The following is a 25,283-nucleotide window of genomic DNA, read 5'->3' as shown; positions in this document are numbered from 1 at the left end:
GCTTGCCGTCGGTAGAATGGCGCCCTTCCCCTTTCAGCCCGAGCGGACTTCATGGCGTTGCCGACCCTGCGGATCATAGGTTTCATCATCGGCATCTTCCTGATCACCCTGGCGATCTTCATGGTCGTGCCCATGGCCACGTTGCTGGTGTTCGACCGCACCGGTGACCTGCCGTCGTTCCTCTGGTCGAGCATGATCACCTTCGTCGCCGGCCTGGCCCTGGTCCTTCCCGGGCGCCCGGAACACATTCACCTGCGCCCGCGCGACATGTACCTGCTGACCGTCAGCAGTTGGCTGGTGGTGTGCATCTTCGCCGCGCTGCCGTTCCTGCTGACTCAGCACATCAGCTACACCGATTCATTCTTCGAGAGCATGTCGGGGATCACCGCCACCGGCGCCACGGTCCTGAGCGGCCTGGACACCATGTCCCCGGGCATCCTGATGTGGCGCTCGCTGCTGCACTGGCTCGGCGGGATCGGCTTCATCGGCATGGCGGTGGCGATCCTGCCACTGCTGCGCATCGGTGGCATGCGGCTGTTCCAGACCGAGTCGTCGGACCGCTCGGAAAAGGTCATGCCTCGCTCGCACATGGTGGCGCGGCTGATCGTGGCGTCCTACGTGGGCATCACCATTCTCGGCACACTGGCCCTGTGGTGGGCCGGGATGAGCCTGTTCGACGCGATCAACCATTCGATGTCGGCGATTTCCACCGGCGGTTTCTCCACCTCGGACCTGTCCCTGGCCAAATGGACGCAGCCGGCCGTGCACTGGGTGGCCATCGTCATCATGATCCTCGGCAGCCTGCCGTTCGCCCTGTACGTCTCGACCCTGCGCGGTAATCGCCGGGCGTTGATCAAGGACCAGCAGGTCCAGGGCCTGATCGGGGTGCTGCTGGTCACCTGGCTGGTGCTCGGCACCTGGTACTGGGCCACCACCGACCTGCATTGGCTGGACGCCCTGCGGCACGTGGCACTGAACGTGACGTCGATCGTCACCACCACCGGCTTCGCCCTGGGGGACTACAGCCTGTGGGGCAATTTCTCACTGATGTTGTTCTTCTACCTGGGCTTCGTCGGCGGCTGCTCGGGCTCGACGGCCGGCGGGATCAAGATCTTCCGCTTCCAAGTCGCCTACATCCTGCTGCGGGCCAACCTCAATCAGCTGATCCACCCTCGGGCAGTGATCAAGCAGAAGTACAACGGCCACCGCCTCGACGAGGAAATCGTCCGTTCGATCCTGACCTTCTCGTTCTTCTTCGCCATCACCATCTGCGTGATCGCCCTGCTGCTGTCGCTGCTGGGGGTGGAATGGATGACTGCCCTGACCGGCGCGGCCAGCACCGTGTCCGGCGTCGGCCCGGGGCTGGGGGAAACCATCGGCCCGGCCGGCAACTTCGCACCGCTGCCCGATGCCGCCAAGTGGATCCTGTCCGGCGGCATGCTGCTGGGACGGCTGGAGATCATCACGGTGTTCGTGCTGTGTATCCCGGCGTTCTGGCGTCACTGACCGGTTTCGTCGCACTCGCCAGCCGTGCCCGGTACTCACCGGGCGTGGTGTCGAACCAACGGCGAAAGGCCCGGAAAAAATTGCTCGGGTCGGCAAAGCCCAGCAAGTAGGCGATTTCCAGCAAGGTCATGGCCGGTTGCGCCAGGTACTGTTCGGCCAGCTCGCGGCGGGTGTCGTCGAGCAGGCTCTGGAAACTGGTGCCCTCCTCCTGCAGGCGGCGTTGCAAGGTGCGCTGGGACAGGTGCAGCGTCTGCGCCACCACGTCGCGCTTGGGCTCGCCCTGGGGCAGCAGTCGGCACAGCACCTGCCGCGCCTTGTGGGTCACACGGCTTTCCGAAAACCGCGCCAGGTACTCGCCGGCAAACCGGTCGTGCAGCCTCGCCATGTCCTCGTTGGCCGTGGGCAGCGGCGCTTCCAGGTCGCTGCGCTCCAGGATCAGCGCGTCGTAAGGCGCACCGAACACCAGCGGCGCGGGAAACGCCTGGCGATAAGGCGCCAGGTCCGCCGGTTCCTCTCCCTGGAACAGCACCTTCACCGGACGCAGGGTGCGCCCGGTCAACCAGTTGCACAGGGCCAGCGCGCAGGCCAGGGATGCTTCGGCGCTCTGGCGGGTGGGGGGCAGATGATCGCCGTGCACCGTCAGGATCAGCCCGTAGCCCTCTTCGAACTGACGAAAACTCAACTCGGCGCTTTCGGCGATGATCCGCTGGTAACGCACCAGCCGTTGGAAACCTTCCACCAGCGTGCGGCTGGACATCAGGGCGTAGCCCGCCACGTGGAAGGAAGCCGGGCGCACTACCTTGCCCATGTTCAGGCCAATGGCCGGGTTGCCCGAGAGTTGCACGGCCTGCTGCCAGAGCCGCGTCATCGAGTCCTGGGGAAAGCGCGCGTCCGGATCGTCCAGGGCCTCGAAATCCAACCCCAGTTGCTTGAACAGCGCCCGACAATCGAGGCCGTCCATTTCCAGCGCCTTGACAATCCCCATCGCCCAGCTTGAAGAAGTCGTTCGTTCGCTCATGACGGATCACTTGCACGAGGAGCCGCGTGCTGCGGCCGGATTTGCGAAGGATACTAGACTGGCCCTCATTGTCACTGGCCGATGCAGATGAGCGCTCTAGACTTGAAAGGACAATAACCCTCAAAGAGCCTGCCGTCTTGGGAAAGGTCAGATCATTCAACAGCTTCGCCGAGTTCTACCCCTACTACCTCGGCGAGCACAGCAACAGCACCTGCCGACGACTGCACTTCATCGGCACCTCCCTGGTCATCCTGCTGGTTGCCGTGGCGTGGGTCGTCGGCAGCGCCTGGTGGCTGCTCGCCCTGCCTGTCGCCGGCTACGGCTTTGCCTGGGTCGGGCACTTCTTCTTCGAAAAAAACCGTCCGGCCACCTTTCAACACCCGCTCTACAGCCTGCTCGGTGACTTCGTCATGTACCGGGACATGATACTGGGCAAGGTGGCGTTTTAACCAGGTACCAGGGGATTGTCGATGAGCACCCACGCACGCTTTACCCACATGCAGGACGGCACCCGGGAAGACTGGGCGATCATCGCGGCCGACTTCAGCGCCTACGCGCGGCAGTTGCCGGGAAGGATCCTGGCCCACCTGAAACTGCTGGATGGTGATTTCGGTGGCTTCCCGGTGGATCGCCTGACCCACTCCTTGCAGACCGCCACCCGCGCTTACCGCGACGGGCGAGACGAGGAATACGTGGTCTGCGCCCTGCTCCACGACATCGGCGACACGCTGGGCTCGTACAACCACCCGGACATCGCCGCGGCGATCCTCAAGCCCTTCGTCAGTGCCGAAAACCTGTGGATGGTGGAGAAGCACGGGCTTTTCCAGGGCTACTACTTCTTCCATCACCTGGGCATGGACCGGCACCTGCGCGAGCAATTTCGCGAACACCCGCAGTACCAGGCCACCCTCGAATTCTGCGCCCGCTACGACGCGGCGGCGTTCGACGCCGACTACGACACGCTGCCGTTGAGCTTCTTCGAACCCCTGCTGGAAAGGGTATTCGCCGCGCCGAAGCAGTCGATCTACAAGGCGGCGATGGCTGACGCACCCGCCTGACACAACAGCAGACGACTCAGGCAGGCTCAGCCACTTTGAGGGCCTTCAACTGCGCCTCCCGCGCCTGGGCATCCGCCAGCCGATACAGCTCGATCGAGCCGTCCCAATGCTCGATCAGCGCCGTGCATGACTCGACCCAGTCGCCGCAATTGAGGTACTCCACGCCACCCACCTGGCGAATCTCGGCATGATGGATGTGCCCGCACACCACGCCATGCAGCTCGCGCTTGACGCATTCGTGGGCGATGGCCTCTTCGAAGTCGCTGATAAAACTCACCGCGGTCTTGACCTTGTGCTTGAGGTAGGCCGACAGCGACCAGTACCCATAGCCATAACGGGCCCGCCAGTGGTTCAGCCAGCGGTTGAGCGTAAGGGTAAATTCGTAGGCCGAGTCGCCGAGGAACGCCAACCAACGGTGGTACCGGGTGATGACGTCGAACTGGTCGCCATGGATCACCAGCAGGTGCCGACCGTCGGCGGTGACGTGCACGGCTTCGTCCACCAGTTGGATATTGCCCAGGATCAGTTTCGAATAGCGGCGCAGGAACTCATCATGGTTACCGGTGACGTAGATCACTTCGGTGCCGCGCTTGCTCATGGTCAGCAAGCGGCGAATGACGTTGGTGTGGGCCTGGGGCCAGTACATGCCGCCGCGCAGCTTCCAGCCATCGATGATGTCGCCGACCAGATAGATCCTGTCGGCGTGATAGCCCTTGAGAAAATGCGACAGGTGCTCGGCCTGGCAATCCCGGGTGCCCAGGTGCACATCGGAGATCCACAGGGTGCGAACACGTTGTTTGCGGCTGGGTCTGGCGAGCTCGGCGCTGGTCATGGGCAACCCTCTGATCGTTTGTGCCACTGTGCACCCAGGCGGTTAATGGCCCATGACAGGCACAAGTCGGTTACATGACAACGCGAGGCGCGGCGCGCCGGGTGTAGACTGGCGGCCTGCCCCCGGGAGACCGCGATGAGACCGATCCTCACGCTACGCCACTACAGCCAGGACCTGATCGTCCACAGCCATGACCACGCCCAGTTGGTGTTCGGCTTGTCGGGCGCGCTGGATTTCGAGGTCGAGGGCTGCGGCAGCCAGGTGGTGCAGCAAAGTTTCGTGGTGGTGCCGGCCGGTGCCCACCATGCCTGTGACAGCCCCCGCGGCAGCCGCTGCCTGGTGCTGGATGTGCCGAGCGATGAGTGGGTCGGGCAATCCCTGGGCGACCATGCCGACGCCAGCCGGCGGTTGCTGGACCGCTGCGCGCGCCTGCCGCTGGATGCGGGGCAAAACCAGTTGGTCAGTTGGCTGGCGGGCAGCCCGGTGGACGACCCGGTGATCGCCCAGCAAGGTGCGGTGCTGCTCCTGGCCAGCCTCAATGGCATTGGCCCGCAGCCGTCCGGTGGCCGGCGCCTGCCCTTTGCCGCCCTCGACGCCCACATCGACCAGTACGCCGCCTATGCGCTGCAAGTGGCCGATCTGGCCAAGGTCGCCGGACTCTCCAGCGCGCGCTTGCACGCCCGCTTCATCGCCGAGTGCGGCCAGACCCCGATGGACTACATCCGCAGCCGCCGCTTGCACAAGGCCGTGGCGTTGCTGCGCGACAGCGACCTGCCCATCGGCGAGATCGCCCATCGCGTCGGCTACAGCTCCCAGAGCGCCTTCGCCGCCGCCATCCTGCGCGAATTCGGCGCCTCACCGGGCCAGTTGCGACGCCAACGCTAGCCTGGCGCTAAAAAACGCCAGGATCGCGACAGACACCAAGGCGTCCTTGACGCTTAAATACCCTTGTGGGAGCGAGCTTGCTCGCGATGGCGGCCTGCCAGTCAACGTTGCATTGATTGAGCAAGCTCCCACAGGGAATTGTGTTGGCTGATAGCGATCAGTGAGCCCATGCCCTTATCCACCCGTTCCAATCCACCAGCCCAAGGACCGCAATGACTCCCCGTACCGCCCTCGGCGCCCTGCACATCGGCGCCCTCATGTTTGGCCTGACCGGCGTGTTCGGCAAGCTCGCCGCCGCTTCGCCGGCGGTCATCGTGTTCGGTCGCGCCGTCTTCGCCGTACTGGCCCTGGCGGTGTTTGCCCGGTTCGCCAGCCCTACCCGTTGGCAAAAACTGCGGGCAACCGATGGCCGTCGACTGTTGTTGGGCGGGTTGCTGTTGACCGGGCATTGGGTGAGCTTCTTCATCGCGGTCAAAGTCGCCGGCGTGGCGATTGCGACGTTGGGGTTCGCCAGTTTCCCGGCCTTTACGGTGTTGCTCGAAGGGCTGATCTTCCGCGAGCGGATTCGCGCCAATGAAATCCTGCTGGTGGTGTTGGTGAGCATCGGCCTGGTGCTGGTCACGCCAGACTTCGACCTGGCCAGCGGCGCCACTACCGGCCTGCTGTGGGCCGTGGCCTCGGGGTTGCTGTTCTCGCTGTTGTCATTGACCAACCGCGCCGGCTCGGCGCATGTGCCGCCGGTGCAGGCCGCACTGTGCCAGAACGTGGTGGTCGGCCTGTGCCTGCTGCCCATGGCCGCGCCACAACTGGCCGATGTACGCCCTCTCGACTGGCTGTGGATCGCGCTGCTCGGCGTGTTCTGCACCGGCCTGGCCCACAGCCTGTTCGTCGCCAGCCTGGCGGTGATCAAGGCCCGCACGGCGGCCGTGGTCTTTGCCATGGAGCCGGTCTACGGCATCACCATCGCCTGGTTACTGTTCGATGAAAACCCGACGCTGCGCATGTTGATCGGCGGCGCGGTGATCATCGTTGCAATCGTCGTGTCGAGCCAGGTGGCCGGTTCGAAGAAACCGAGTGTCGGCACCGAGGCCGCGTCTCACTGAACCCGGTCGTTATGGCCCAGGTCGCGCGCCGGATCAATCTGGTCGCGAACCCGTTGCTTGAGCACCTTGGCCTCGGGAAACCCGCCGTCGGCCTTGCGTTCCCAGATCGAGGTGCCGTCGCAACTGATGTGGAAGACCCCACCAGTGCCCGGCACCAGCGACACCTTGCCCAGGTCGTCGGCGAAGGTGCTGAGCAACTCCTGGGCCAGCCAGGCGGCGCGCAGCAGCCATTGGCACTGGGTGCAATAGGTGATGACGATTTCCGGTTTGTGCGCGGTCATTGCGAGTGAACTCCTGGGGTCGAGGGCGTCGTTATAATACCCGCCTTTACCGTTCGCCCGAGATTGACGATGCGCCGCTTGCTGCCCTGCCTGCTCCTGTTGTTGCTGCCCCTGTTCGGTCATGCCGACGCACCCGCCGCACAAACCGCGCGACCGAAAATCGGCCTGGTGCTGTCCGGCGGCGCGGCCCGGGGGCTGGCCCATATCGGCGTGCTCAAGGCCCTGGAAGAACAAGGCATCAAGATCGACGCCATCGCCGGCACCAGCATGGGCGCGGTGATCGGCGGGCTGTACGCGTCGGGCTACAAGATCGACGAACTGGAGAAGCTGGCCCTGGGCATCGACTGGCAACAGGCGCTGTCCGACGCCCCGCCTCGCAAGGATGTGCCCTTCAGGCGCAAACAGGATGACCGGGACTTCCTGGTGAAGCAGAAACTGAGCTTTCGCGACGACGGCAGCCTGGGCCTGCCGTTGGGCGTGATCCAGGGGCAGAACCTGGACCTGCTGCTGGAAAGTTTGTTGGCCCACGCCAGCGACACCCGCGACTTCAACAAGCTGCCGATCCCGTTCCGCGCAGTGGCGACCGACATCGCCAGCGGCGAAAAGGTGGTGTTCAGCAAAGGCCACTTGCCCAAGGTCATTCGCGCCAGCATGTCGATCCCGGCGGTGTTCGCCCCGGTAGAACTGGACGGCCGGTTGCTGGTGGACGGCGGCATGGCCGACAACATTCCATTGGACGTGGCCCGGGAAATGGGCGTGGACGTGGCCATCGTGGTCGACATCGGCACGCCTTTGCGCAACCGCAAGCAGTTAGTCACGGTGGTCGACGTGCTGAACCAGTCGACCACCCTGATGACCCGGCGCAACTCCGAAGAGCAACTGGCCACGCTGAAACAGGACGACGTGTTGATCCAGCCGGCCCTGGCGAGCTTCGGCTCCACCGATTTCGGACGCGCCCGGGAAATGATCGATGCCGGCTACCGCGCCACGCAAATCCTCCAGGCCCGCCTGGCACACCTGCGCCCCGCCGAACCGCCCGACCCGCAGCTCATGGCGGCGCGCACGCCAAGTGAACGCACGCCGGTCATCACCGCGATCCGGGTGGAAAACGATTCGAAAGTCGGCGACGACGTGATTCGCTACTACGTCCGCCAACAGATCGGCGAGCCGCTGGACCTGGGGCGCTTGCAGACCGACATGGGCACGCTGTATGGCCTGGATTACTTCGAGCAGGTGCAATACCGCGTGGTGCGCAAGGGCCAGGACCATACGCTGGTGATCAGCGCCCGGGGCAAACGAACCGGCACCGATTACCTGCGGCTGGGGCTAAGCCTGTCGGACGACATGCGCGGCGACAGCGCGTTCAACCTCGGCGCCAGCTACCGGGTCAACGGGATCAATCGCCTGGGCGCCGAATGGCTGACGCGGGCGCAGATCGGCGACAGGCAGGAGCTGTACAGCGAGTTCTACCAACCGCTGGACGTCGGCTCGCGCTATTTCATCGCACCCTATGGGCAATTCGAGTCGCGCAACGTCGAGGCTATCCTGGACAACGATCCGATCGCCCAGTATCGCGTCGAGCGCTACGGCTTCGGCCTGAACCTGGGCCGACAGATCGGCAACAGCGGCGAGGTCCGCCTCGGTGTCGGCCAGGCCTGGGGCAAGGCGGACGTGCGCATCGGCGACCACGACCAGCCCAGCGAAAATTTCAATGAGGGCTTCTACGAACTGAAATACTCGTTCGATTCCTTCGACAATGTGTATTTCCCCCATGAAGGCGAGGACATTGGCCTGGCCTGGCGCCAGTACGAACCGGGATTGGGGTCCGACCAGCGCTACCGCCAGTGGGAGTTCAAGCTGGACAAGGCCCTGAGCAGCGGCCCGAACACTTTCATCCTGGGCGGGCGCTACGGGCGGACACTCGACACCGCCGAAATCGTGACTTCAAGCTTCGTCCTGGGGGGAGCACGGCAACTGTCGGGCTTTCGCGAAGACAGTATCTCGGGGCAGAACATGAGCCTGATGCGCGCCGTGTATTATCGCCGCCTCACGCCGCGGGCGTACCTGCCGCTGGACTTCCCGCTGTACATCGGCGGCTCGCTGGAGCGCGGCCGGGCCTGGAACAACGACAATGCGTTCGACAGCGGCTACATCAAGGCCGCCAGCCTTTTCCTGGGCTTCGACACACCGCTGGGGCCACTGAATTTCAGCTATGGCTTCAATGACGATGACGAGCAAGCGGTGTACCTGAACCTGGGCCAGACGTTCTGAGGGACCTGGGGCATTGGCGCCTGCTCGCGAAGAGCCCGGCAAGCCGATACCCCGTCATTGCCTAGCGAATCCCGGCCAACAACACCCGGGCGGTCTGCTTGAGGGGCTCGTCCCCCTCTTCGAGCAGTTCTTCCAGCAGTGAGATGGCGGTCTTGAGGTCGCCATCATCGATGCAGTTCTGCGCCTGCTCCAACTTCTCCGAGGTTTCCGGCACCTCGGGCTCCAGGGTAAAGGACTCAAGGGAATCGGCTTCAATGGTACCCGGTTCGAAGGGCAATGCTTCCAGCTCCAGCGCCTGCTCTTCATCGGCAAAGCTGTCGAGGAAATCATCGTCCAACGACTCGGTTTCCAGGGGGGCCTCCCATTGCAGTTCCGGTTCACCGAATCCCGAGAACGACAACTCGTCAGAGGCCGCCGATGCCGGCTTTTCTACGGCAGGCGACGGAACATCGGCCAAATCCCAACTGGTTTCCAGGGACAGCGCGTCGAGGTCCAGTTCGAATTCGTCGCCCGGCACGTGGGTGGGTGGCGGGGCCGGCGCAGCAGCAGGCGGTTGCGGCGCGAGCTCGGCGGCCGATGCCTGAAACACGGCGGGAACCGCAGCCGCTGTGGCGAGGGTCGCCACCTTGGGGTAGCGCCCGCGGATACCCTCCAGCACCTCGGCGTCGACGCCCTGGGCCAGCAAATGTTGTTCCTGGGCCTGGAAACCGATGACATCGCCCTGCCTGCCCAGCACCTCCAGCAACTTGAGGCCCAGGTCCGTGCGCTCCGGCTCCGCCAGCAAGGCCGCGCGCAACAACCCCGCCGCCTCGGTGAAGCGACCGTAGGTCAGGTAGATCCCGACACCTTCCAGCACATCCCCCAGGGGCGTATCGCCGTGATTGAAGGTGCTGGCGGCCTCGGGTTGCGCCTTGTCGAGGGGCACGCCATAGGGTTCGGCCGCATCTTCCAATATCAGCGCGGGGCGCTCGGGGATCGGCGTCGAATCGACCTGTTCCTGCTGGCGACGACGAATGAACAACAGCAATCCGAGCAAGCCCAGCAAGCCGACCAGCCCGCCCACCCACAGCCAGTCGATGCCGTCCGGCTCCGGCTCGGTGGCCGCTGGCGCTGTCGACTGGACGTCCGCCACCGGGGCCGCTGTCGAAGGTGGCGACGACGCCTGGGCGGCCACGGCAGGCGCGGGGGCGGACTCGGCCAAACGCGCCTGCAATTCGCTGATCTGCTTGCGCTGGCCGTTGATTTCTTCGTCCTGCGCCTGGAGCCGGGCCTGCAACGCCTCGATGGTTTTCTGTTGCTGTTGGTTTTGCAGCACGCTGGCGGCCAACTGTTCATCGGAGGCGGCCGTTGCAGTGGCAGCGCCAGCGGCAGGCCCCACGGAGGTCGGCAACACGGCCGAATCAGGCAGCAACAAGCGTTGACCGATGGAGAGCCGGTCACTGCCGGGGTTCAGCGCCTGGATGCCTTCCATCAGCTCGTTGACCGAGCCGTTGCTGCCGGCATCATGCAAGCGCTTGGCGATGACCCAGGGGTTGTCCCCCGGCACGACGGTGTAGCGCTTGCCTTGTGTCGCAGGGGGCGGCTTGATGGCCGGCGCGGCTTGGCTCGGTGTCGACGACTGCGCGGCTGCACCGGGTTCGTCATTGGCCGGCACGATCCCCGGTGTGCCGGGCGGGTCCATCAGCACGGTGAACTCGCGCAACAGGCGCCCATTGGGTTGGCTGACTTGTACCAGGAAGTTGAGGAACGGTTCTTCCACCGGTTTGCTGGAGGTCACCCGGATGTAACTGCGCTCACCTCGCAATACCGGCGTAAAGCGCAGGTTGTTGAGGAAAAACACCCGTTCCACGCCAGCGCGATTGAAATCGTCCGGGCTTGCCAGGCTGGCCGACAGGTCGCCCTCGGCGAGCCCGGCGACATCGACCAGGGCAATATCGGCGCGCAACGGCTGGTTCAAGGCAGAATGAAGCGTGATCTCCCCCAGCCCCAGCGCAGACGCCAGGGCCGAATACCCCAATGCCCCCACGACGACCAACACGTTGACTCCACTGCGCAACGTGGACTGCAGACTTTCAAGCATGGGTATCCCTTTCGATTCGAACGCATCCAATACGATTGCTCAGTACTGGTTATAGTTCGCTAACGGCCGAATCTCAAAAGTCGGGATACCGCCGATATGCCTCAGGATTTTTCCAGGTTGGCCAGGATCCTGCCGTGGACCCGCATGCACACACGCATGTCCGCTTCGTCGATGCCTTCGAACAACTCCCGGCGCAACTGCGTGGCAATGGTTTCGATCTGTTCGATCAGCGGTCGGGCCGGCGGGCACAGCACGATCTTCTTCGCACGCCGATCTTCGGCCACGGCCTGGCGCTGCACCAGCCCTTGGGTTTCCAGGCTGTCGAGCAAGCGGGCCAGGGTCGGGCCTTCGACGGCAACGCTCTGGGCCAACTCACGCTGGGTCGGCGCCTGTTCGAAACGCGCCAGGTGCAACAGCACCAGCCAGCGTGCCTGGGACAAGCCCAGCCCCGCCAGGCGACGATCCAGCTCGGCGCGCCAGCCCCGGGACATCTGCGCCAGTTGCATGCCAAATCGGTGTTGATCGGTTAACGGCATAAAAAACTCATCAGATCTGAAATAGGGAAATGCTAATTATTAGTCAGCTAAGCATGAGCTTCGGATTCAAGCAAGGGTTGCCCTGTAGTGAATCGTTAAAGGCGCTTAACACACTGATCAGACTTCAAATTCCGACTGCAAGGCGGCTCTGACGCAATACAGCACACCTTCTGGCACTCGCCCTACAAACAGTGCGGCAACTTCCGACACCGATGGCAACTCGCCCTCGCCATCCAGAAACGCGTCCTGCACCTCGCCCATCAAGTCCTCGGGCAGGTCCAGCGCCTGCTCCAGGGACAACTGCTGCTGGCCGATGGCCTCGGCCAGCATCGTGTAGACGTTCTTTTCCGAGCACTGCAACTGCCCGGCGATCTGCAGCGGCGTCATGCCGGCCCGTGCCAGGGTGATCAGTTCGTGGCGGACGTCGAGCACCGCCGCCGGCGCCTCGGCCTCGCCGCCCAGCACCTGGAGGAAGGCCTCGCCATAACGTTCCAGCTTGCGCGCCCCCACACCACTGACCCGAGCCATGTCGGCCAGGGTCGCGGGTTGGCTGCGGAGCATTTCCAAGAGCGTCGAATCGGGGAAGATGACGTACGGCGGCACGCCATGTTCCTCGGCCAGTTTGCGGCGCAAGGCGCGCAAGGCTTCCCACTGGTCGCGCTCTTCGCCGCGCACCAGTTGGCTGGCCTGGCTCTTGCTGCTCTTGACCGCGGTGGCTGGCTTGAGGTCGCGGCGCAACTCCAGCGTGACCTCGCCCTTGAGCAAGGGGCGGCAGCGCTCGGTCAGGCGCAAGCCGCCGTAGCCTTCCAGGTCGATGTCGGCCAGGCCGCGGGCCACGAGCTGACGGAACAACGATCGCCATTCACTTTCACTGCGGGCCTTGCCCACGCCGTAGACCGACAGGTGCTGGTGACCGAAGCTGCGGATCTTCTCGTTGTCCTTGCCCAGCAGCACATCCACCAGGTGCCCCACGCCATAACGTTGACCGGTGCGAAAAATGGCCGACAACGCCTGGCGAGCCGGCTCGGTGGCATCCCAGGTTTGCACGCCGTCGACACAGTTGTCGCAGTGTCCGCACGGTTGGGGCATGTCTTCGTCGAAATAGGCCAGCAGGGTCTGGCGCCGGCAACGGGTTTCCTCGCAGAGCGAGAGCATCGCGTCGAGCTTGTGCTGCTCCAGGCGCTTGTGCCGCTCGTCGCCTTCGGAGTTCTGCAACATCTGCTTGAGCATCACCACGTCTTGCAGGCCGTAGGCCATCCAGGCATCGGCCGGCAGGCCGTCGCGGCCTGCACGTCCGGTTTCCTGGTAATACGCCTCGAGGGATTTGGGCAGGTCCAGGTGCGCGACGAAGCGCACGTTCGGCTTGTCGATGCCCATGCCGAACGCCACGGTGGCCACCATGATCAGGCCTTCTTCGTTGAGAAAGCGCTTCTGGTGGTAGGCCCGCAGGTCGTTGGGCAGGCCGGCATGGTAGGGCAACGCCGGAAACCCCTGCTCGCACAGGAACGCCGACACTTCATCGACCTTCTTGCGCGACAGGCAGTAGACGATGCCGGCGTCGCTGCGCCGCTCGGCGAGGAACGCCAGCAACTGCTTGCGCGGCTGCTCCTTGGGCACGATGCGGTAGAAAATATTGGGACGGTCGAAACTGGAGAGGAATCGCTCGGCGTTCTGCAGGTGCAGGCGCTCGACGATCTCTTCGCGGGTACGCTTGTCGGCGGTGGCCGTCAGGGCGATACGTGGGACGTCGGGGAAGAGTTCCGCCAGTTGCCCCAGTTGCAGGTATTCACGACGAAAATCGTGGCCCCACTGCGACACGCAGTGGGCTTCGTCGATGGCGAACAGGGCGATTTCCAGGCTCTGCAGGAACGCCAGCATGCGCGGCTGCACCAGGCGCTCCGGCGCCAGGTACAACATCTTCACTTCGCCGCGCTTGATCCGCGCCGCCAGGTCCCGCTGCTGCTCGGCGCTCAGGGTGGAGTTCAGCGACGCGGCGGCCACGCCCAGTTCCTCGAGGGTCGCGACCTGGTCATCCATCAAGGCGATCAGCGGCGACACCACCACGGCCAGGCCGTTGCGCAGCAGCGCCGGCACCTGGAAGCACAAGGACTTGCCGCCGCCGGTGGGCATGAGCACCAGGGCATCGCCACCGCTGGCCACGCGCTCAATGATGGCACCCTGGCGGCCACGGAAACTGTCGTAGCCGAAGATGTCCTTGAGGACGCGTTGAGCCTGTTCGAGCATAGGAACTCCAAAAATCACCGAAACATCCCTGCAAGGCTGGTTCAGAATCACCCACGCTGCCTGGGCAAATCGTAAGTGTGCGTTTCGAACCGGCGGGACGCCGCAGGGCATCACAAAACGCGGCAGTATACCCGAGGCCTTCGGTGCAAAGGGCGCTGCTGACAAGAGGTGGTTGAATCCAGACATCGTTCCATGTGGCGAGGGGATTTATCCCCGTTGGGCTGCGGAGCAGCCCCAAAAGAGGCAACTCAACCCACCTGACACACCGGGGCGCATGGTTTCAGGGCTGCTCCGCAGCCCAACGGGGATAAATCCCCTCGCCACAGGTCATTCCCTTCGCCACAGAGGCTGCGTCTACCATCGAGAAGGAGGCAAATACGCCACGCGGCTGGCCTGTGGGCGCAAGAAGGCCTAGAATTCCCGCATTGTTTATTCCCCAAGGTAGCCCGTAATGTCCTTCGCTGAGCAACTGACCCGCCTGCAAGTCTTCCTCGACGCCGATGAGCTGCACGAAGAGGCGCTGGATTACGTGGCCGCTCATGGCTATCTGACCGCCCTGTCGATCTGCTCCGAACCGGTGCCGGATCGCGAATGGATCGATGCCCTGTTCGCCGAAGAGCCGCATTACAGCGACGAAGCCCAACGTGCCGAAATCGAAGCCACGCTGGTTGGCCTCAAGGCCCACATCGCCCGTCAGCTGGCTTCCGACGAGGAATTCGAGCTGCCCTGTGAACTGGACCTGGGCGATGACCCGGACGATTCGGAACTGCGTGGCTGGTGCATCGGCTTCATGGAAGGCGTGTTCCTGCGCGAAGCCGCCTGGTTCGAAACCGCCGAAGAGGAAGTCAGCGAGATGCTGCTGCCGATCATGGTCGGTTCCGGGCTGTTCGACGAGCAGCCGGAGTTTTCCGACATCGCTGCCGACGCCAACCTGATGGACGACATGATCGTGCAGATCCCGGAGGCGCTCACCGCCCTGTACCTGCTGTGCAACGCACCGGATGAGAAACCGGCGATCCTCAAGCCTCGTCACCACTGAGTGCCTGGGTGTCCGCGCCCATCGGCAATCGCCCGCTGATCCTGCGTTACGCTCTGCTGGCCATCGGCTGGTTGAGCGTGGTGCTGGGGGTCATCGGTATCTTCGTTCCCGTCCTCCCCACGACTCCTTTCCTGCTCCTGGCCGCAGCCTGCTTCGCGCGCAGCTCGCCGCGCTTCTACCAATGGCTGGTAGAACATCCCCGCCTCGGCCCGTGGATCCGTGACTACCTCAACGGCAATGGCATCCCGCTCAAGGGCAAGGTCTACGCCATCGGCCTGATGTGGGCGAGCATCCTCTTTTCCTGCTACCTGGTCCCGCTGCCATGGGCCCGCGGTTTCATGCTCACCAGCGCGGTGCTGGTGACGGTCTACATCCTCAAGCAGAAGACCCTGCGCAAACCGTAAGCCCCGACCATCCGTCAGCCACGCGCGCAACCTGTCAGATCCGACAGTAGCCAGCGAACCGAATCCACCTCATTAATCGCTCCATCGTCCTTTCGCGACCGGAGCATCCGCCATGCCGACCCCATTGAAAAACAAGCTGGCGCCGCTGGCCTTTGCCGGGCTGGTACTGGCCGCCGGGTTGGCGGTCGCTGCCGTGCAGCCTGCGCCTGCCACCCCGATCACTCCTGGCCAGATCATCGGCGAGAGCCAGCTCGAAAAGGCCCGATGCGTACAGGCGTCGGACCCGGCAAAGTACCAGCGCTCACGGGCGGTCGGGAGGATTTATACCGGGCGCAGCTATGGCACTGCATGGCGGGTAGGGCCTGGGAACCTCGTGTTCACCAACCTGCATGTCATCGGTGAGAACCCGGACATAACGCGGATGGTGGTGGAGTTCGATTACGAGGAAACGAGCTGCGACTCGGAGGCTGTGCGGCCTGCTGTCCGGGTGCCGGTCGAGCGAATCGTTGCATCCGATGGCTCGGGTGATTTTGCGCTGCTGGCCCTGAATCAGGCGGCGGTCGACAGCGGCGTATTGGACGCCTTCGGCTACCTGGGCCTGGATACCCGCATCTCGGAGGTTGGCGACCCGGTCTACATTGCAGGCCACCCCTTGGCGGGGCCGAAACGAATTTCGCGCTTTCACGACGACGGGCACCCTTGCTGGGTGACCGAAGTGCGTAACAACGGTCGGACGGATTTCGCAAAATACAACTGCGACACCGACTCAGGGTCCTCCGGATCGCCAGTGATCGATGCGCGAACCAATGCGGTGGTTGCCCTGAACTATGGTTTCAGTTCGGGGTACAACGCTGGCACGCAGATCAGCAGCATCTGGCCCGGAGTCGCGGGATATTTCGATGAGCGGTTGCCCGAGGGCAGTGTCCCGGTGGAACAGCCGAGCGTGCCAGTGGCCAAGCCGGGAGCGGCTGGCGTGCCGATTGCGGTACGCGTGACCCAGGTGGACGGAGAATCCCCGGTGGCAGGCAAACCCGGCGAGCAGTTGTATTACCACGCCCCCACCCATACCGCGATCACTGACCTGTCCTGCCAGAGCGGCGCCACCCAATGGATCGCCGAGGACGGTAAAGCCGCGTCATGCACCCTGCAAGGCGCAGCCAACTGGGCCACGGCACAAACGGCCATGCTGCGTGTGGATGACAGCGCCCCCGAGGGCCGGATCACCGATGGCCGGGTACGGCTGTTGTCCGATACCGGGCAGATCCGCGGCGCAAGCCACCTCGCCCTGACCGTGATGTCCCGTGGGTCGGGCGAGGTTCAGTCGCTACGAACGCAGGCGGGAAATCTCCAGGCCGCCCCCACAGACAGCCGGTTTGCGAAGCCATTGACCGCACGGGCAAGAGACCCCTTGGACGCAGCGATCGAGGGTGCACAGGTCACCTTTGCAGTCACTGATGATGGCGGAACCGGGACCCGGTTCGAAGGGGCTGACCAGACACCGATCGTGCAGACGAACGCCGAGGGTGATGCGACGTCGCCAGCGCTGGTGACCGACGCCAGGACGGGGACGTTGCAGGTCACCGCCCTGTCCAGCGGCCGGACAGCCACGTTCCACTTGCGAGTGGTGTCGCAGGAGGGCGACCCGACGAAGAACGTGGAGCATCTGTCCGTGGTCACGGGGCAAGGCCAGATCGCGCCCGAAGGGACTGAGTTCCCCCTGCCCCTCACGGCGCGCACCTTGAATCAGGACCGCAATCCGGTAGAGGGCGCCTGGGTCACCTACACGATCATCGACGACAGGGAAACCGGAACCCGCTTCGTCGGGGACGACCAGACACCGACCGCGACGACCAACAGCCAGGGTGACGCCGTGTCGCCGAAGCTGATCGCCGGCGACCAATACGGTTTCGTGACGGTCACCGCGACCTCCAACGGCAAGACGGCGACGTTCATCATCATTGTCGGCACGATATAAAAGCACGAGGCTGATCGTTCCCACGTACCGCATGGGAACGATCAGCCACTGAGGGACTGGACCGGCAAGGGACGAAACCGCCCCAGACCAGACGCCGCGGTACCGCTCAAATCACACCGTGTCCACCTTCAAGGAATGGTCGTTCAGCATCCCGTTGATGATCGTCGCCGTGTCCGCGCCTCCGGCGATCATCCCACCTGCCCCCGGCGTGACACCGTAGTGGCTGGCGAGGTTGACGCCCGCCAGGTCGATGGTCTGGCTCGGCGTGGCGCCGGCCAGTGCGCTGACGTCGATGCTGGTGGTGACCGACGCACCGCTGCCGCTGACGGTGAAGTGCAGGTAATCGTCCAGGGACGCCGCACTGCCGTTTTCGCCCTGCAACAGTTGCGACAGGTCGAGTTTGTCGACGCCGGGGGTGAAGTCGGTGATCACGTCGTGGCCGCTGTTGCCCGCCCGCCACTGGAAGGTGTCGGCGCCGCTGCCACCGGTCAGGGTGTTGTTGCCCAGGCCGCCGATCAGCAGGTCGTCGCCCCCCCCGCCATTGAGTACGTCATTGCTCAACCCGCCATCGATGCGGTTGTTGCCGGCGTCACCGGTGAGGGTGTCGTTGAAGTTCGAGCCGACGAGGTTTTCGATGCCGTTCAAGGTATCGGTGCCTGCACCGAGGGTGTTTTGCGCGCCCAACAGGCCCAGGTTCACCGTCACCGCGGCCGTGGCGTGCGCGTAGCTGGCAGTGTCGTTGCCCGTGCCGCCGTCGAGCAGGTCGTTGCCCGCGCCGCTGTAAAGCAAGTCATTGCCCGCCCCACCGTGCAGGGCGTTGTTGCCCGAGCCCGCGCTGAGGATGTCGTTGCCGTCGCCGGCGTTGAGGACGTTGTCGCCATCGCCGGCCACCAGCACGTCATCACCGCTGGTGCCCGTCAGGGTGTGCCCGGCCTGGTAGCTGATGCTCACCGCCGCACCGTCGCTGCCGCCATGGTTGTCACTGGCGGTGTAGGTGCCGTGGTAATCCGGTGTGATGTCGTGGGCGCCGGCGTAGTTGACGGTCAGGGTCAGTTGGTAGTTTTCCGCCGCATTGACGTTGCCGTTGCCGGGGTTGGCAATGTTGGTCACGTGGATCTGGTAATTGCCATCGGCGGCGGCCGTGAACGAGCCGCCATCGGCAATGGCGATGAATGGCCCGCCGTTGAGGGCGTATTCCAGGCTGACGTGGCCGGCCGCCAGGTTGTGATCCAGGGTAAGGGTTTCACCTTGCTTGAGGCTGATGTTGAGCCGGTCTTCATCATTGGCGTTGTTGTTGGACACCGCCCCCAATGCGCCGCTGACCACCAGCACGGCAGTCATGGTCGCGGCATTGGCGACGAACGTGCTGCGGCTGAGGTTGATCGACTGCACATTGTTGCCGGTGAAGCTCGCCGTGCCGGTGCTGCCGGTAAAGTCCGCGCCACGGGCCACCCAGCCGGTGTTAAAGCTGGTGGGCGAAGCGCTCAGCGGATCGCCATTGGCATCGCCGTCGTTGCCCAGCAGCAGTTCGCCCGGAATCACGATGTTGCCCGAGAGCACGTTGGTGATGATGTTGTCATCGACCGCCACCGGTGGGCTGTTGGGTTGGACCTTGATGACCAGGTTGGAGCTGGCCAGGTCACCGTCGTTATCGCTGAGGGTATAGCCGATGTTCTCGGTGATCACGGTGCTGGTGGTGGTCTGGGAGGCATAGCTGAACGCACCGGTATCGAGATTCACCACGAGCATGCCGCTATGGGCGGTGGCAATGCTGAGGGTGTTGGTCACGGTATTGAAGGAGCCGTGGTTGGCCCCGCCGCTGGCGGTCAGCGCACCTTGGCCACCGTTGGCGTCCGGGTTGTAGCTGTAGGTCGTGCCGTCCACCACCAGGCTCTTGATAAACCCGCCGTCGGCGCCGAACGAGCCGCCCTCGCCGAACAGGCTACCGGTCACCGGCACGCCCTGCACCGTACCGGAAAGCACCGAATTGAGCTGGTTCAAGTCAGTGACCACCACCGCGTTGGTGTCGGTGTGGGTGCTGCCATCATAGGCCAGCGGGTCGAGGTTGACGTTTCTGGCGCCGCTGCCCAGGCCGACGGCGTAATTCTTGATGTTGTTGGCATCGAGAAAGGCTTTCCACGCGACCTCGTCCGCCGAGCCGATTTCGCCCAGGGTCGGCTTGCCATCGGAGAAGAAATAACCAATGTTCTGTGCGCCGGTCAGTTGTCCGGGGGTTGCGAACGCCGTCTTGGCCATCGCCACGGCCGCATCGTAATTGGTGTCACCGTGCGCGTTCAGCGCGGCGATCAGCGTCTTGGCCGTTGCCACGTCCACCCACACGCTACTCTGGTCGGTGGCACTGCCGCTGAAGGTCACAAGCTGGACTTTGACGTCGCCCATGTCGTCGTATTTGTCGAGCAAGGCGCTGATCGCCTGCTTGGCCAGATCCATGCGCGAAAGCCCCGGCACGCCGGAATCGTCTTTCATGCTGCCAGACACATCGAGCACGATCAGCAGGTTCGAATCGATCTCCACCGCCGTGACCGATCGCTCGGACGCGACCGCCTTGGGCACATCGTCGACGATGCTCACCACCAGGCTGCCGGTGACGCTGTTGCCCAGGGCATCGGTGGCCTTGTACGTGAAGCTTTCGTTCAATACGTTTGGGCCATCGTTGGCGTGGGGCGTGGTCGTGGCGGGCGAAGTCAGGGTGTAGGTGTACGAGCCGTCCGGATGGAGCAGCAATTGCCCATACGCCCCCGTGGCGTTGCCCACCAGCGTGAAGGTCACCGCGCCCGTGGCACCGGACACCGAACCGACCAGGCTGCCGCTGGCTGTTTCACTGGTGGCGCTCGGGTCGCTGCCGGTGACGGTGCCGGGGGCCAGGTCCTGGCCGTCCTGGTTCAGGTCCAGGGCTTTTTCGTAGACGGTGATGTCCTGGTCCGACGTGGCGACGAGGCAGCTGTTGTGCACGTCGATGGTGATGGTCGTGGTGCTCTGGTCGCCATCGGCATCGCGTATGGTGTAGGTGAACACGTCGGTGGCGCCCGGTGCGCCGACGCTGTTGGGGTTGCTGTGGTAGACGGCGTTGCCGTTGGCGTCCAGGGTCAGGTAGCCGTAGGTGCCGTTGATCTGGGTATTGAGGCCACCGATCACCGGGGACGAGGTGTCGTTGCCAGCCCGGATGCCGATGACTTCACCGCCGTCGGCGCCGAGCACGTCGTTGCCCAGCACATTGCCGTTGACCGTGCCGCCCTCCACCACCGAAGCGAAGTCGGCATGGGCGTTGGGCACATCGTCGACAATGTTGATCACGATGGTGCTGGTGACGGTATTGCCCAGGGAGTCCGTGGCCTGGTAGGTGAAGCTTTCGCTCAAGACGTTCGGGCCGTCGTTGGCGTGGGGCGTGGTCGTGGTGGGCGCGGTCAGGGTGTAGGTGTAGGTCCCGTCGGCGTGAAGCAACAACTGACCGTAGGCTCCGGTGGCATTACCCACCAAGGCGAACGTCACGGCACCCACGGCACCGGACACCGAACCGACCAGGCTGCCGCTGGCTGTTTCGCCGGTGGAATTCGGGTTGCTGCCGGTGACGGTGCCGGGGGCCAGGTCCTGGCCGTCCTGGTTCAGGTCCAGGGCTTTTTCGTAGACGGTGATGTCCTGGTCCGACGTGGCGACGAGGCAGCTGTTGTGCACGTCGATGGTGATGGTCGTGGTGCTCTGGTCGCCATCGGCATCGCGTACGGTGTAGGTGAACACGTCGGTGGCGCCCGGTGCGCCGACACTATTGGGGTTGCTGTGGTAGACGGCGTTGCCGTTGGCGTCCAGGGTCAGGTAGCCGTAGGTGCCGTTGATCTGGGTGTTGAGGCCGCCGATCACCGGGGACGAAGTGTCGTTGCCAGCCCGTACGCCGATCACTGCGCCACTGGCAGCCGGCCCGTCGGCACCGCCCACGTCGTTGTCCAGTACGTTGCCGCTCACCGTCCCGCCCTCCACCACCGAGGCCGAGTCGGCGTGAGCGGTTGGTAAGTCGTCGACGATATTCACGTCCAGGTTGCCGTTGGCGGTGGTGCCGTTGTCATCGGTGACCACGACCGCGAACTGCTCGCTCAGGCTGTTGGCACCGTTGGCGTTTGGATGGGCTTCGTTATCCAGCAGCGTGTAGCTATAGCTCACTACCCCCGTGGTGGCGTTGAAGCCCGTGATGGTCAGGGTGTTGCCCAACGCGGTGGTGATCGACTGAGGGAAACCAGCGGCCAAGCCACCGCTCACCACGTTGATACCGCCGACGCTCAAGGTCTGCACACCATCCAGTGCGGTGACGGTAAAGGTGCCGCTCTGGGTCAGCGCCGAAGCATCGGGGTTGCTGCCGTCGCTGAGGTTTTTCTCCTGCACCGTCAGCTCGCCGCCATCGGTGTCGAGGCCGGTGATGATCACCGGGTCGTCATTGTTGTGGACTTGCAGCACCAGGTTCGCGGTGCTGGTGTCGCCGTCGGCATCGGTCAGGGTGTAGGTGAAGGTCTCGCTGCCATTGCCCCCGCCGTGCAGGCCTTTGAAGTCTGCATCCGTCGTATTGAGCGTGTAGGTGTAGGAACCGTCGGCGTTGAGCACCAGGGTGCCGTAAGTCCCGGTGAACGTACCGGGCGTCACGGGGCCGGACGCGACCTGGTCCGCACCTTGGGTGTCATTGGTCAGCACGCTGCCGGTCAGGGTCAGGTGGGTTTCCGACGCGGTGGCGGCGTTGCTGTCGTCCACGGCCTTGGGCACGTCGTCGACGATGTTCACGTCCAGGTTGCCGTTGGCGGTGGTGCCGTTATCGTCAGTGACCACAACCGCGAACTGCTCGCTCAGGCTGTTGGCACCGTTGGCGTTTGGATGAGCTTCATTGTCGAGCAACGTGTAGCTGTAGCTCACCACCCCCGTGGTGGCGTTGAAGCCCGTGATGGTCAGGGTGTTGCCCAACGCCGTGGTGATTGACTGAGGGAAACCAGCGGCCACGCCACCGCTCACCACGTTGATACCGCCGACGCTCAGGGTTTGCACGCCATCCAGCGCGGTGACGGTAAAGGTGCCGTTCTGGGTCAGCGCCGAGGCATCCGGGCTGCTGCCGTCGCTGAGGTTTTTCTCCTGCACCGTCAGCTCGCCGCCATCGGTGTCGAGGCCGGTGATGATTACCGGGTCGTCATTGTTGTGGACTTGCAGCACCAGGTTGGCGGTGCTGGTGTCGCCGTCGGCATCGGTCAGGGTGTAGGTGAACGTCTCGCTGCCATTGCCACCGCCGTGCAGGCCTTTGAAGTCTCCATCCGCGGTGTTGAGCGTGTAGGTGTAGGAACCGTCGGCGTTGAGCACCAGGGTGCCGTAAGTCCCAGTGAACGTCCCAGGCGTGACAGGGCCGGACGCGACCTGGTCCGCACCTTGGGTGTCATTGGTCAGCACGCTGCCGGTCAGGGTCAGGTGGGTTTCCGACGCGGTGGCGGCATTACTGTCGTCCACGGCCTTGGGCACGTCGTCGACGATGTTCACGTCCAGGTTGCCGTTGGCGGTGGTGCCGTTGTCATCGGTGACCACGACCGCGAACTGTTCGCTCAGGCTGTTGGCACCGTTGGCGTTTGGATGGGCTTCGTTATCCAGCAACGTGTAGCTATAGCTCACCACCCCCGTGGTGGCGTTGAAGCCCGTGATGGTCAGGGTGTTGCCCAGCGCGGTGGTGATTGACTGAGGGAAACCGGCGGCCACACCACCGCTCACCACGTTGATACCGCCGACGCTCAGGGTTTGCACGCCGTCCAGCGCGGTGACGGTGAAGGTGCCGTTCTGGGTCAGTGCCGGGGCGTCGGGGCTGCTGCCGTCGCTGAGGTTTTTCTCCTGCACCGTCAGCTCGCCGCCATCGGTGTCGAGGCCGGTGATGATCACCGGGTCGTCATTGTTGTGGACTTGCAGCACCAGGTTCGCGGTGCTGGTGTCGCCGTCGGCATCGGTCAGGGTGTAGGTGAAGGTCTCACTGCCATTGCCACCGCCGTGCAGGCCTTTGAAGTCTCCATCCGCGGTGTTGAGCGTGTAGGTGTAGGAACCGTCGGCGTTGAGCACCAGGGTGCCGTAAGTCCCGGTGAACGTACCGGGCGTCACGGGGCCGGACGCGACCTGGTCCGCACCTTGGGTGTCATTGGTCAGCACGCTGCCGGTCAGGGTCAGGTGGGTTTCCGACGCGGTGGCGGCGTTGCTGTCGTCCACGGCCTTGGGCACGTCGTCGACGATGTTCACGTCCAGGTTGCCGTTGGCGGTGGTGCCGTTGTCATCGGTGACCACAACCGAAAACTGCTCGCTCAGGCTGTTGGCACCGTTGGCGTTGGGATGGGCTTCATTGTCGAGCAGCGTGTAGCTGTAACTCACCACCCCCGTGGTGGCGTTGAAGCCCGTGATGGTCAACGTGTTGCCCAGCGCGGTGGTGATTGACTGAGGGAAACCGGCGGCCACGCCACCGCTCACCACGTTGATACCGCCGACGCTCAGGGTTTGCACGCCATCCAGCGCGGTGACGGTGAAGGTGCCGTTCTGGGTCAGTGCCGGGGCATCGGGGCTGTTGCCGTCGCTGAGGTTTTTCTCCTGCACCGTCAGCTCGCCGCCATCGGTGTCGAGGCCGGTGATGATCACCGGGTCGTCATTGTTGTGGACTTGCAGCACCAGGTTCGCGGTGCTGGTGTCGCCGTCGGCATCGGTCAGGGTGTAGGTGAACGTCTCGGTACCGCTGCCTCCCCCATGCAGCGCGACAAATTGCGGGTCGCTGGTGTTGAGGGTGTAGGTGTACGTGCCGTTGGGGTTGAGCACCAGGGTGCCATAGGTGCCGGTGAACGTCCCACCCACGATCGGGCCGCTGTCGGGGCCGGTGGGGATGCGGTCGGCGCCCTGGAGGTCGTTGGGCAGCACGTTGCCAGTGAGCGTGACCAGGGTTTCCGAGGCGCTATTGGCGTTGTTGTCGTCGATCGCCTGCGGCACGTCGTCGGTGATGTTCACGTCGAGGGTGCCGGTGGCGGTGTCGCCGTCGGTGTCGACCGCCACCACCGGGAACTGTTCGGTAATGCTGTTGGCACCACCGCCGGTCGGGTGAGTTTCATTGCCCGTGAGGGTGTAGGTGTAGCTGACCACTCCGGTGGCCGGGTCATAGCCCGTGATGGTCAGCGTATTGCCCAACGTCGAGGTGATGGCCTGGGGAAAGCCCACAGGCACGCCACCGGTCATCACGCTGATGCCACCGATGCTCAAGCTGCTCAGCCCGTCGGGGGCGGTCACCGTGAAAGTGCCGCTCTGCACCAGCGCCCCCGGATTGCTGGCGGTGCCATCGGCCAGGTTGGCCTCGTTGGTGGTCAGTTCACCGCCTTGCACATTGACCCCATCGAGGGTCACCGGGTTATCGGGAGGCGTCACCGGCGGCACGCCGGCGTCGTTGCCGTTATTGTCTGGCTCAGCGGCCAGGCGCAATTGCGGAAACTCGGGAACCCCGTTGAACCCGGCGGTGGGGAAACCGATCTGCGGATCAACCTGCCCGCCCACCTCTTCCAGCAGCACATAGCTGTGGCCGCCACCCAGGCCGCCCGCGGCGTTGCCCGTCCCAGGGCCTGCTGCCGTGGCTTCGCCCGTCTGGGTCGGGTCGGCGCCGGCCGCGATGGCTTGTTGCAGTTTTTGCACATCGGTCAGTTGCGCGTCGCTGGGGGCCGTCGCTTCCGGCGTCTCCACATGCGGCGCCTGTGCCTGGTGCGCGAGCAATTGCGCCGTCAGGGTCAGGTTGCTCTCACGGCCCAGGGTCAGTTCCTGGCCGTTTTGCAAGTGCACCGCCACTGCGCCCTCGGCACCGGTAACCAGGTGTTCGCCGGCATAAAGCCGATCGCCTTCCACCAGGGGCCGCCGCAGCCCTCCGGCCGCTTCTGCGAAAACCTGCCCTACCACTTTGCTGACGGTACCGATGAGCGCTGCCATGTGCTGTCCTCCGTTGCCGACTGCAATCGGCACGTGTCTGGGTGAAGAATCCGTCCTCGGGATGGCGATCGAAAGCTGGAAAA

16 protein-coding genes are annotated in these 25,283 nt (G+C 64.2%); 9 read left to right on the top strand and 7 right to left on the bottom strand.

Features of this window, described 5'->3' with window-relative positions; translation table 11 throughout:
* Positions 1-51 precede the first annotated feature (51 nt).
* Entirely contained in the window at positions 52-1,506 is a 1,455-nt protein-coding gene (locus V5F23_RS07320; protein ID WP_042730108.1) for a TrkH family potassium uptake protein, read from the top strand.
* On the opposite strand, the gene V5F23_RS07315 is transcribed toward V5F23_RS07320, so the two are convergent.
* Entirely contained in the window at positions 1,463-2,524 is a 1,062-nt protein-coding gene (locus tag V5F23_RS07315; protein WP_338497876.1) for an AraC family transcriptional regulator, read from the bottom strand. The two genes, V5F23_RS07320 and V5F23_RS07315, sit on opposite strands and share 44 nt — an antisense overlap.
* Before the next feature lie 137 nt (positions 2,525-2,661).
* On the opposite strand from V5F23_RS07315, the gene V5F23_RS07310 reads away from it, so the two are divergent.
* Both V5F23_RS07310 and V5F23_RS07305 read left to right on the top strand, forming a co-directional pair.
* Complete coding sequence (locus V5F23_RS07310) at positions 2,662-2,973, top strand: DUF962 domain-containing protein (protein WP_338497871.1); 312 nt, start codon at positions 2,662-2,664, stop codon at positions 2,971-2,973.
* A 21-nt stretch (positions 2,974-2,994) separates the two neighbouring features.
* On the top strand, positions 2,995-3,582 hold the full coding sequence (locus tag V5F23_RS07305; protein ID WP_042730111.1) for an HD domain-containing protein: 588 nt from the start codon (positions 2,995-2,997) through the stop codon (positions 3,580-3,582).
* Between the two features lie 16 nt (positions 3,583-3,598).
* On the opposite strand, the gene V5F23_RS07300 is transcribed toward V5F23_RS07305, so the two are convergent.
* Positions 3,599-4,414, bottom strand: a complete 816-nt coding sequence (locus V5F23_RS07300) for a UDP-2,3-diacylglucosamine diphosphatase (RefSeq protein WP_042730112.1) — start codon at positions 4,412-4,414, stop codon at positions 3,599-3,601.
* 135 nt (positions 4,415-4,549) lie between these two features.
* On the opposite strand from V5F23_RS07300, the gene V5F23_RS07295 reads away from it, so the two are divergent.
* Entirely contained in the window at positions 4,550-5,299 is a 750-nt protein-coding gene (locus tag V5F23_RS07295; protein ID WP_047737675.1) for an AraC family transcriptional regulator, read from the top strand.
* Between the two features lie 212 nt (positions 5,300-5,511).
* Positions 5,512-6,402 (top strand): DMT family transporter, encoded by an 891-nt coding sequence (locus tag V5F23_RS07290; RefSeq protein WP_047737677.1) that lies wholly within the window; start codon positions 5,512-5,514, stop codon positions 6,400-6,402.
* On the opposite strand, the gene V5F23_RS07285 is transcribed toward V5F23_RS07290, so the two are convergent.
* Positions 6,396-6,683, bottom strand: coding sequence for a SelT/SelW/SelH family protein (locus tag V5F23_RS07285; RefSeq protein ID WP_042730115.1), 288 nt, complete (start codon positions 6,681-6,683; stop codon positions 6,396-6,398). The two genes, V5F23_RS07290 and V5F23_RS07285, sit on opposite strands and share 7 nt — an antisense overlap.
* Positions 6,684-6,752: 69 nt before the next feature.
* On the opposite strand from V5F23_RS07285, the gene V5F23_RS07280 reads away from it, so the two are divergent.
* On the top strand, positions 6,753-8,954 hold the full coding sequence (locus tag V5F23_RS07280; RefSeq protein ID WP_338497868.1) for a patatin-like phospholipase family protein: 2,202 nt from the start codon (positions 6,753-6,755) through the stop codon (positions 8,952-8,954).
* 61 nt (positions 8,955-9,015) lie between these two features.
* Here V5F23_RS07280 and V5F23_RS07275 read toward each other — a convergent pair whose 3' ends face one another.
* From V5F23_RS07275 to recQ, 3 genes are all read right to left on the bottom strand, one after another.
* Complete coding sequence (locus tag V5F23_RS07275; protein WP_338497866.1) at positions 9,016-11,034, bottom strand: FimV/HubP family polar landmark protein; 2,019 nt, start codon at positions 11,032-11,034, stop codon at positions 9,016-9,018.
* Between the two features lie 101 nt (positions 11,035-11,135).
* The gene (locus V5F23_RS07270; RefSeq protein ID WP_042730118.1) at positions 11,136-11,570 is read right to left on the bottom strand and encodes a MarR family transcriptional regulator; all 435 of its coding nucleotides are present in this window, start codon (positions 11,568-11,570) and stop codon (positions 11,136-11,138) included.
* A 117-nt stretch (positions 11,571-11,687) separates the two neighbouring features.
* Entirely contained in the window at positions 11,688-13,814 is a 2,127-nt protein-coding gene (gene recQ, locus V5F23_RS07265; protein WP_042730119.1) for a DNA helicase RecQ, read from the bottom strand.
* Positions 13,815-14,265: 451 nt separating this feature from the next.
* On the opposite strand from recQ, the gene V5F23_RS07260 reads away from it, so the two are divergent.
* The 3 genes from V5F23_RS07260 to V5F23_RS07250 all read left to right on the top strand — a co-directional run bounded on the left by V5F23_RS07260 (position 14,266) and on the right by V5F23_RS07250 (position 17,232).
* Positions 14,266-14,853: a YecA family protein gene (locus V5F23_RS07260; protein ID WP_030141133.1), complete on the top strand. Its 588-nt coding sequence runs from the start codon at positions 14,266-14,268 to the stop codon at positions 14,851-14,853.
* An 8-nt stretch (positions 14,854-14,861) separates the two neighbouring features.
* Positions 14,862-15,257 carry a YbaN family protein gene (locus V5F23_RS07255; RefSeq protein WP_212803512.1) on the top strand — a complete coding sequence of 132 codons (396 nt, stop codon included), beginning with the start codon at positions 14,862-14,864 and terminating at the stop codon, positions 15,255-15,257.
* 112 nt (positions 15,258-15,369) lie between these two features.
* A complete protein-coding gene (locus V5F23_RS07250; protein ID WP_338497864.1) occupies positions 15,370-17,232 on the top strand; it encodes a trypsin-like peptidase domain-containing protein in 1,863 nt (620 codons plus the stop codon).
* A 111-nt stretch (positions 17,233-17,343) separates the two neighbouring features.
* On the opposite strand, the gene V5F23_RS07245 is transcribed toward V5F23_RS07250, so the two are convergent.
* Positions 17,344-25,200, bottom strand: coding sequence for a retention module-containing protein (locus V5F23_RS07245; protein ID WP_338497862.1), 7,857 nt, complete (start codon positions 25,198-25,200; stop codon positions 17,344-17,346).
* Between the last annotated feature and the right edge of the window lie 83 nt (positions 25,201-25,283).

Origin of the sequence: Pseudomonas sp. WP18, from assembly GCF_036689585.1 — a bacterium.
Classification (GTDB): domain Bacteria; phylum Pseudomonadota; class Gammaproteobacteria; order Pseudomonadales; family Pseudomonadaceae; genus Aquipseudomonas; species Aquipseudomonas chlororaphis_E.
The sequence above is the reverse complement of the archived record's forward strand: the minus strand, read 5'-3'. Positions and strand labels throughout refer to the sequence as shown.

Coding starts and splice junctions, on each gene's coding strand:
- V5F23_RS07320 (WP_042730108.1), top strand. CDS start 52: ATGGCGTTGCCGACCCTGCGGATCATAGGTTTCATCATCGGCATCTTC.
- V5F23_RS07315 (WP_338497876.1), bottom strand. CDS start 2,524: ATGAGCGAACGAACGACTTCTTCAAGCTGGGCGATGGGGATTGTCAAG.
- V5F23_RS07305 (WP_042730111.1), top strand. CDS start 2,995: ATGAGCACCCACGCACGCTTTACCCACATGCAGGACGGCACCCGGGAA.
- V5F23_RS07300 (WP_042730112.1), bottom strand. CDS start 4,414: ATGACCAGCGCCGAGCTCGCCAGACCCAGCCGCAAACAACGTGTTCGC.
- V5F23_RS07295 (WP_047737675.1), top strand. CDS start 4,550: ATGAGACCGATCCTCACGCTACGCCACTACAGCCAGGACCTGATCGTC.
- V5F23_RS07290 (WP_047737677.1), top strand. CDS start 5,512: ATGACTCCCCGTACCGCCCTCGGCGCCCTGCACATCGGCGCCCTCATG.
- V5F23_RS07285 (WP_042730115.1), bottom strand. CDS start 6,683: ATGACCGCGCACAAACCGGAAATCGTCATCACCTATTGCACCCAGTGC.
- V5F23_RS07280 (WP_338497868.1), top strand. CDS start 6,753: ATGCGCCGCTTGCTGCCCTGCCTGCTCCTGTTGTTGCTGCCCCTGTTC.
- V5F23_RS07275 (WP_338497866.1), bottom strand. CDS start 11,034: ATGCTTGAAAGTCTGCAGTCCACGTTGCGCAGTGGAGTCAACGTGTTG.
- V5F23_RS07270 (WP_042730118.1), bottom strand. CDS start 11,570: ATGCCGTTAACCGATCAACACCGATTTGGCATGCAACTGGCGCAGATG.
- recQ (WP_042730119.1), bottom strand. CDS start 13,814: ATGCTCGAACAGGCTCAACGCGTCCTCAAGGACATCTTCGGCTACGAC.
- V5F23_RS07260 (WP_030141133.1), top strand. CDS start 14,266: ATGTCCTTCGCTGAGCAACTGACCCGCCTGCAAGTCTTCCTCGACGCC.
- V5F23_RS07250 (WP_338497864.1), top strand. CDS start 15,370: ATGCCGACCCCATTGAAAAACAAGCTGGCGCCGCTGGCCTTTGCCGGG.
- V5F23_RS07245 (WP_338497862.1), bottom strand. CDS start 25,200: ATGGCAGCGCTCATCGGTACCGTCAGCAAAGTGGTAGGGCAGGTTTTC.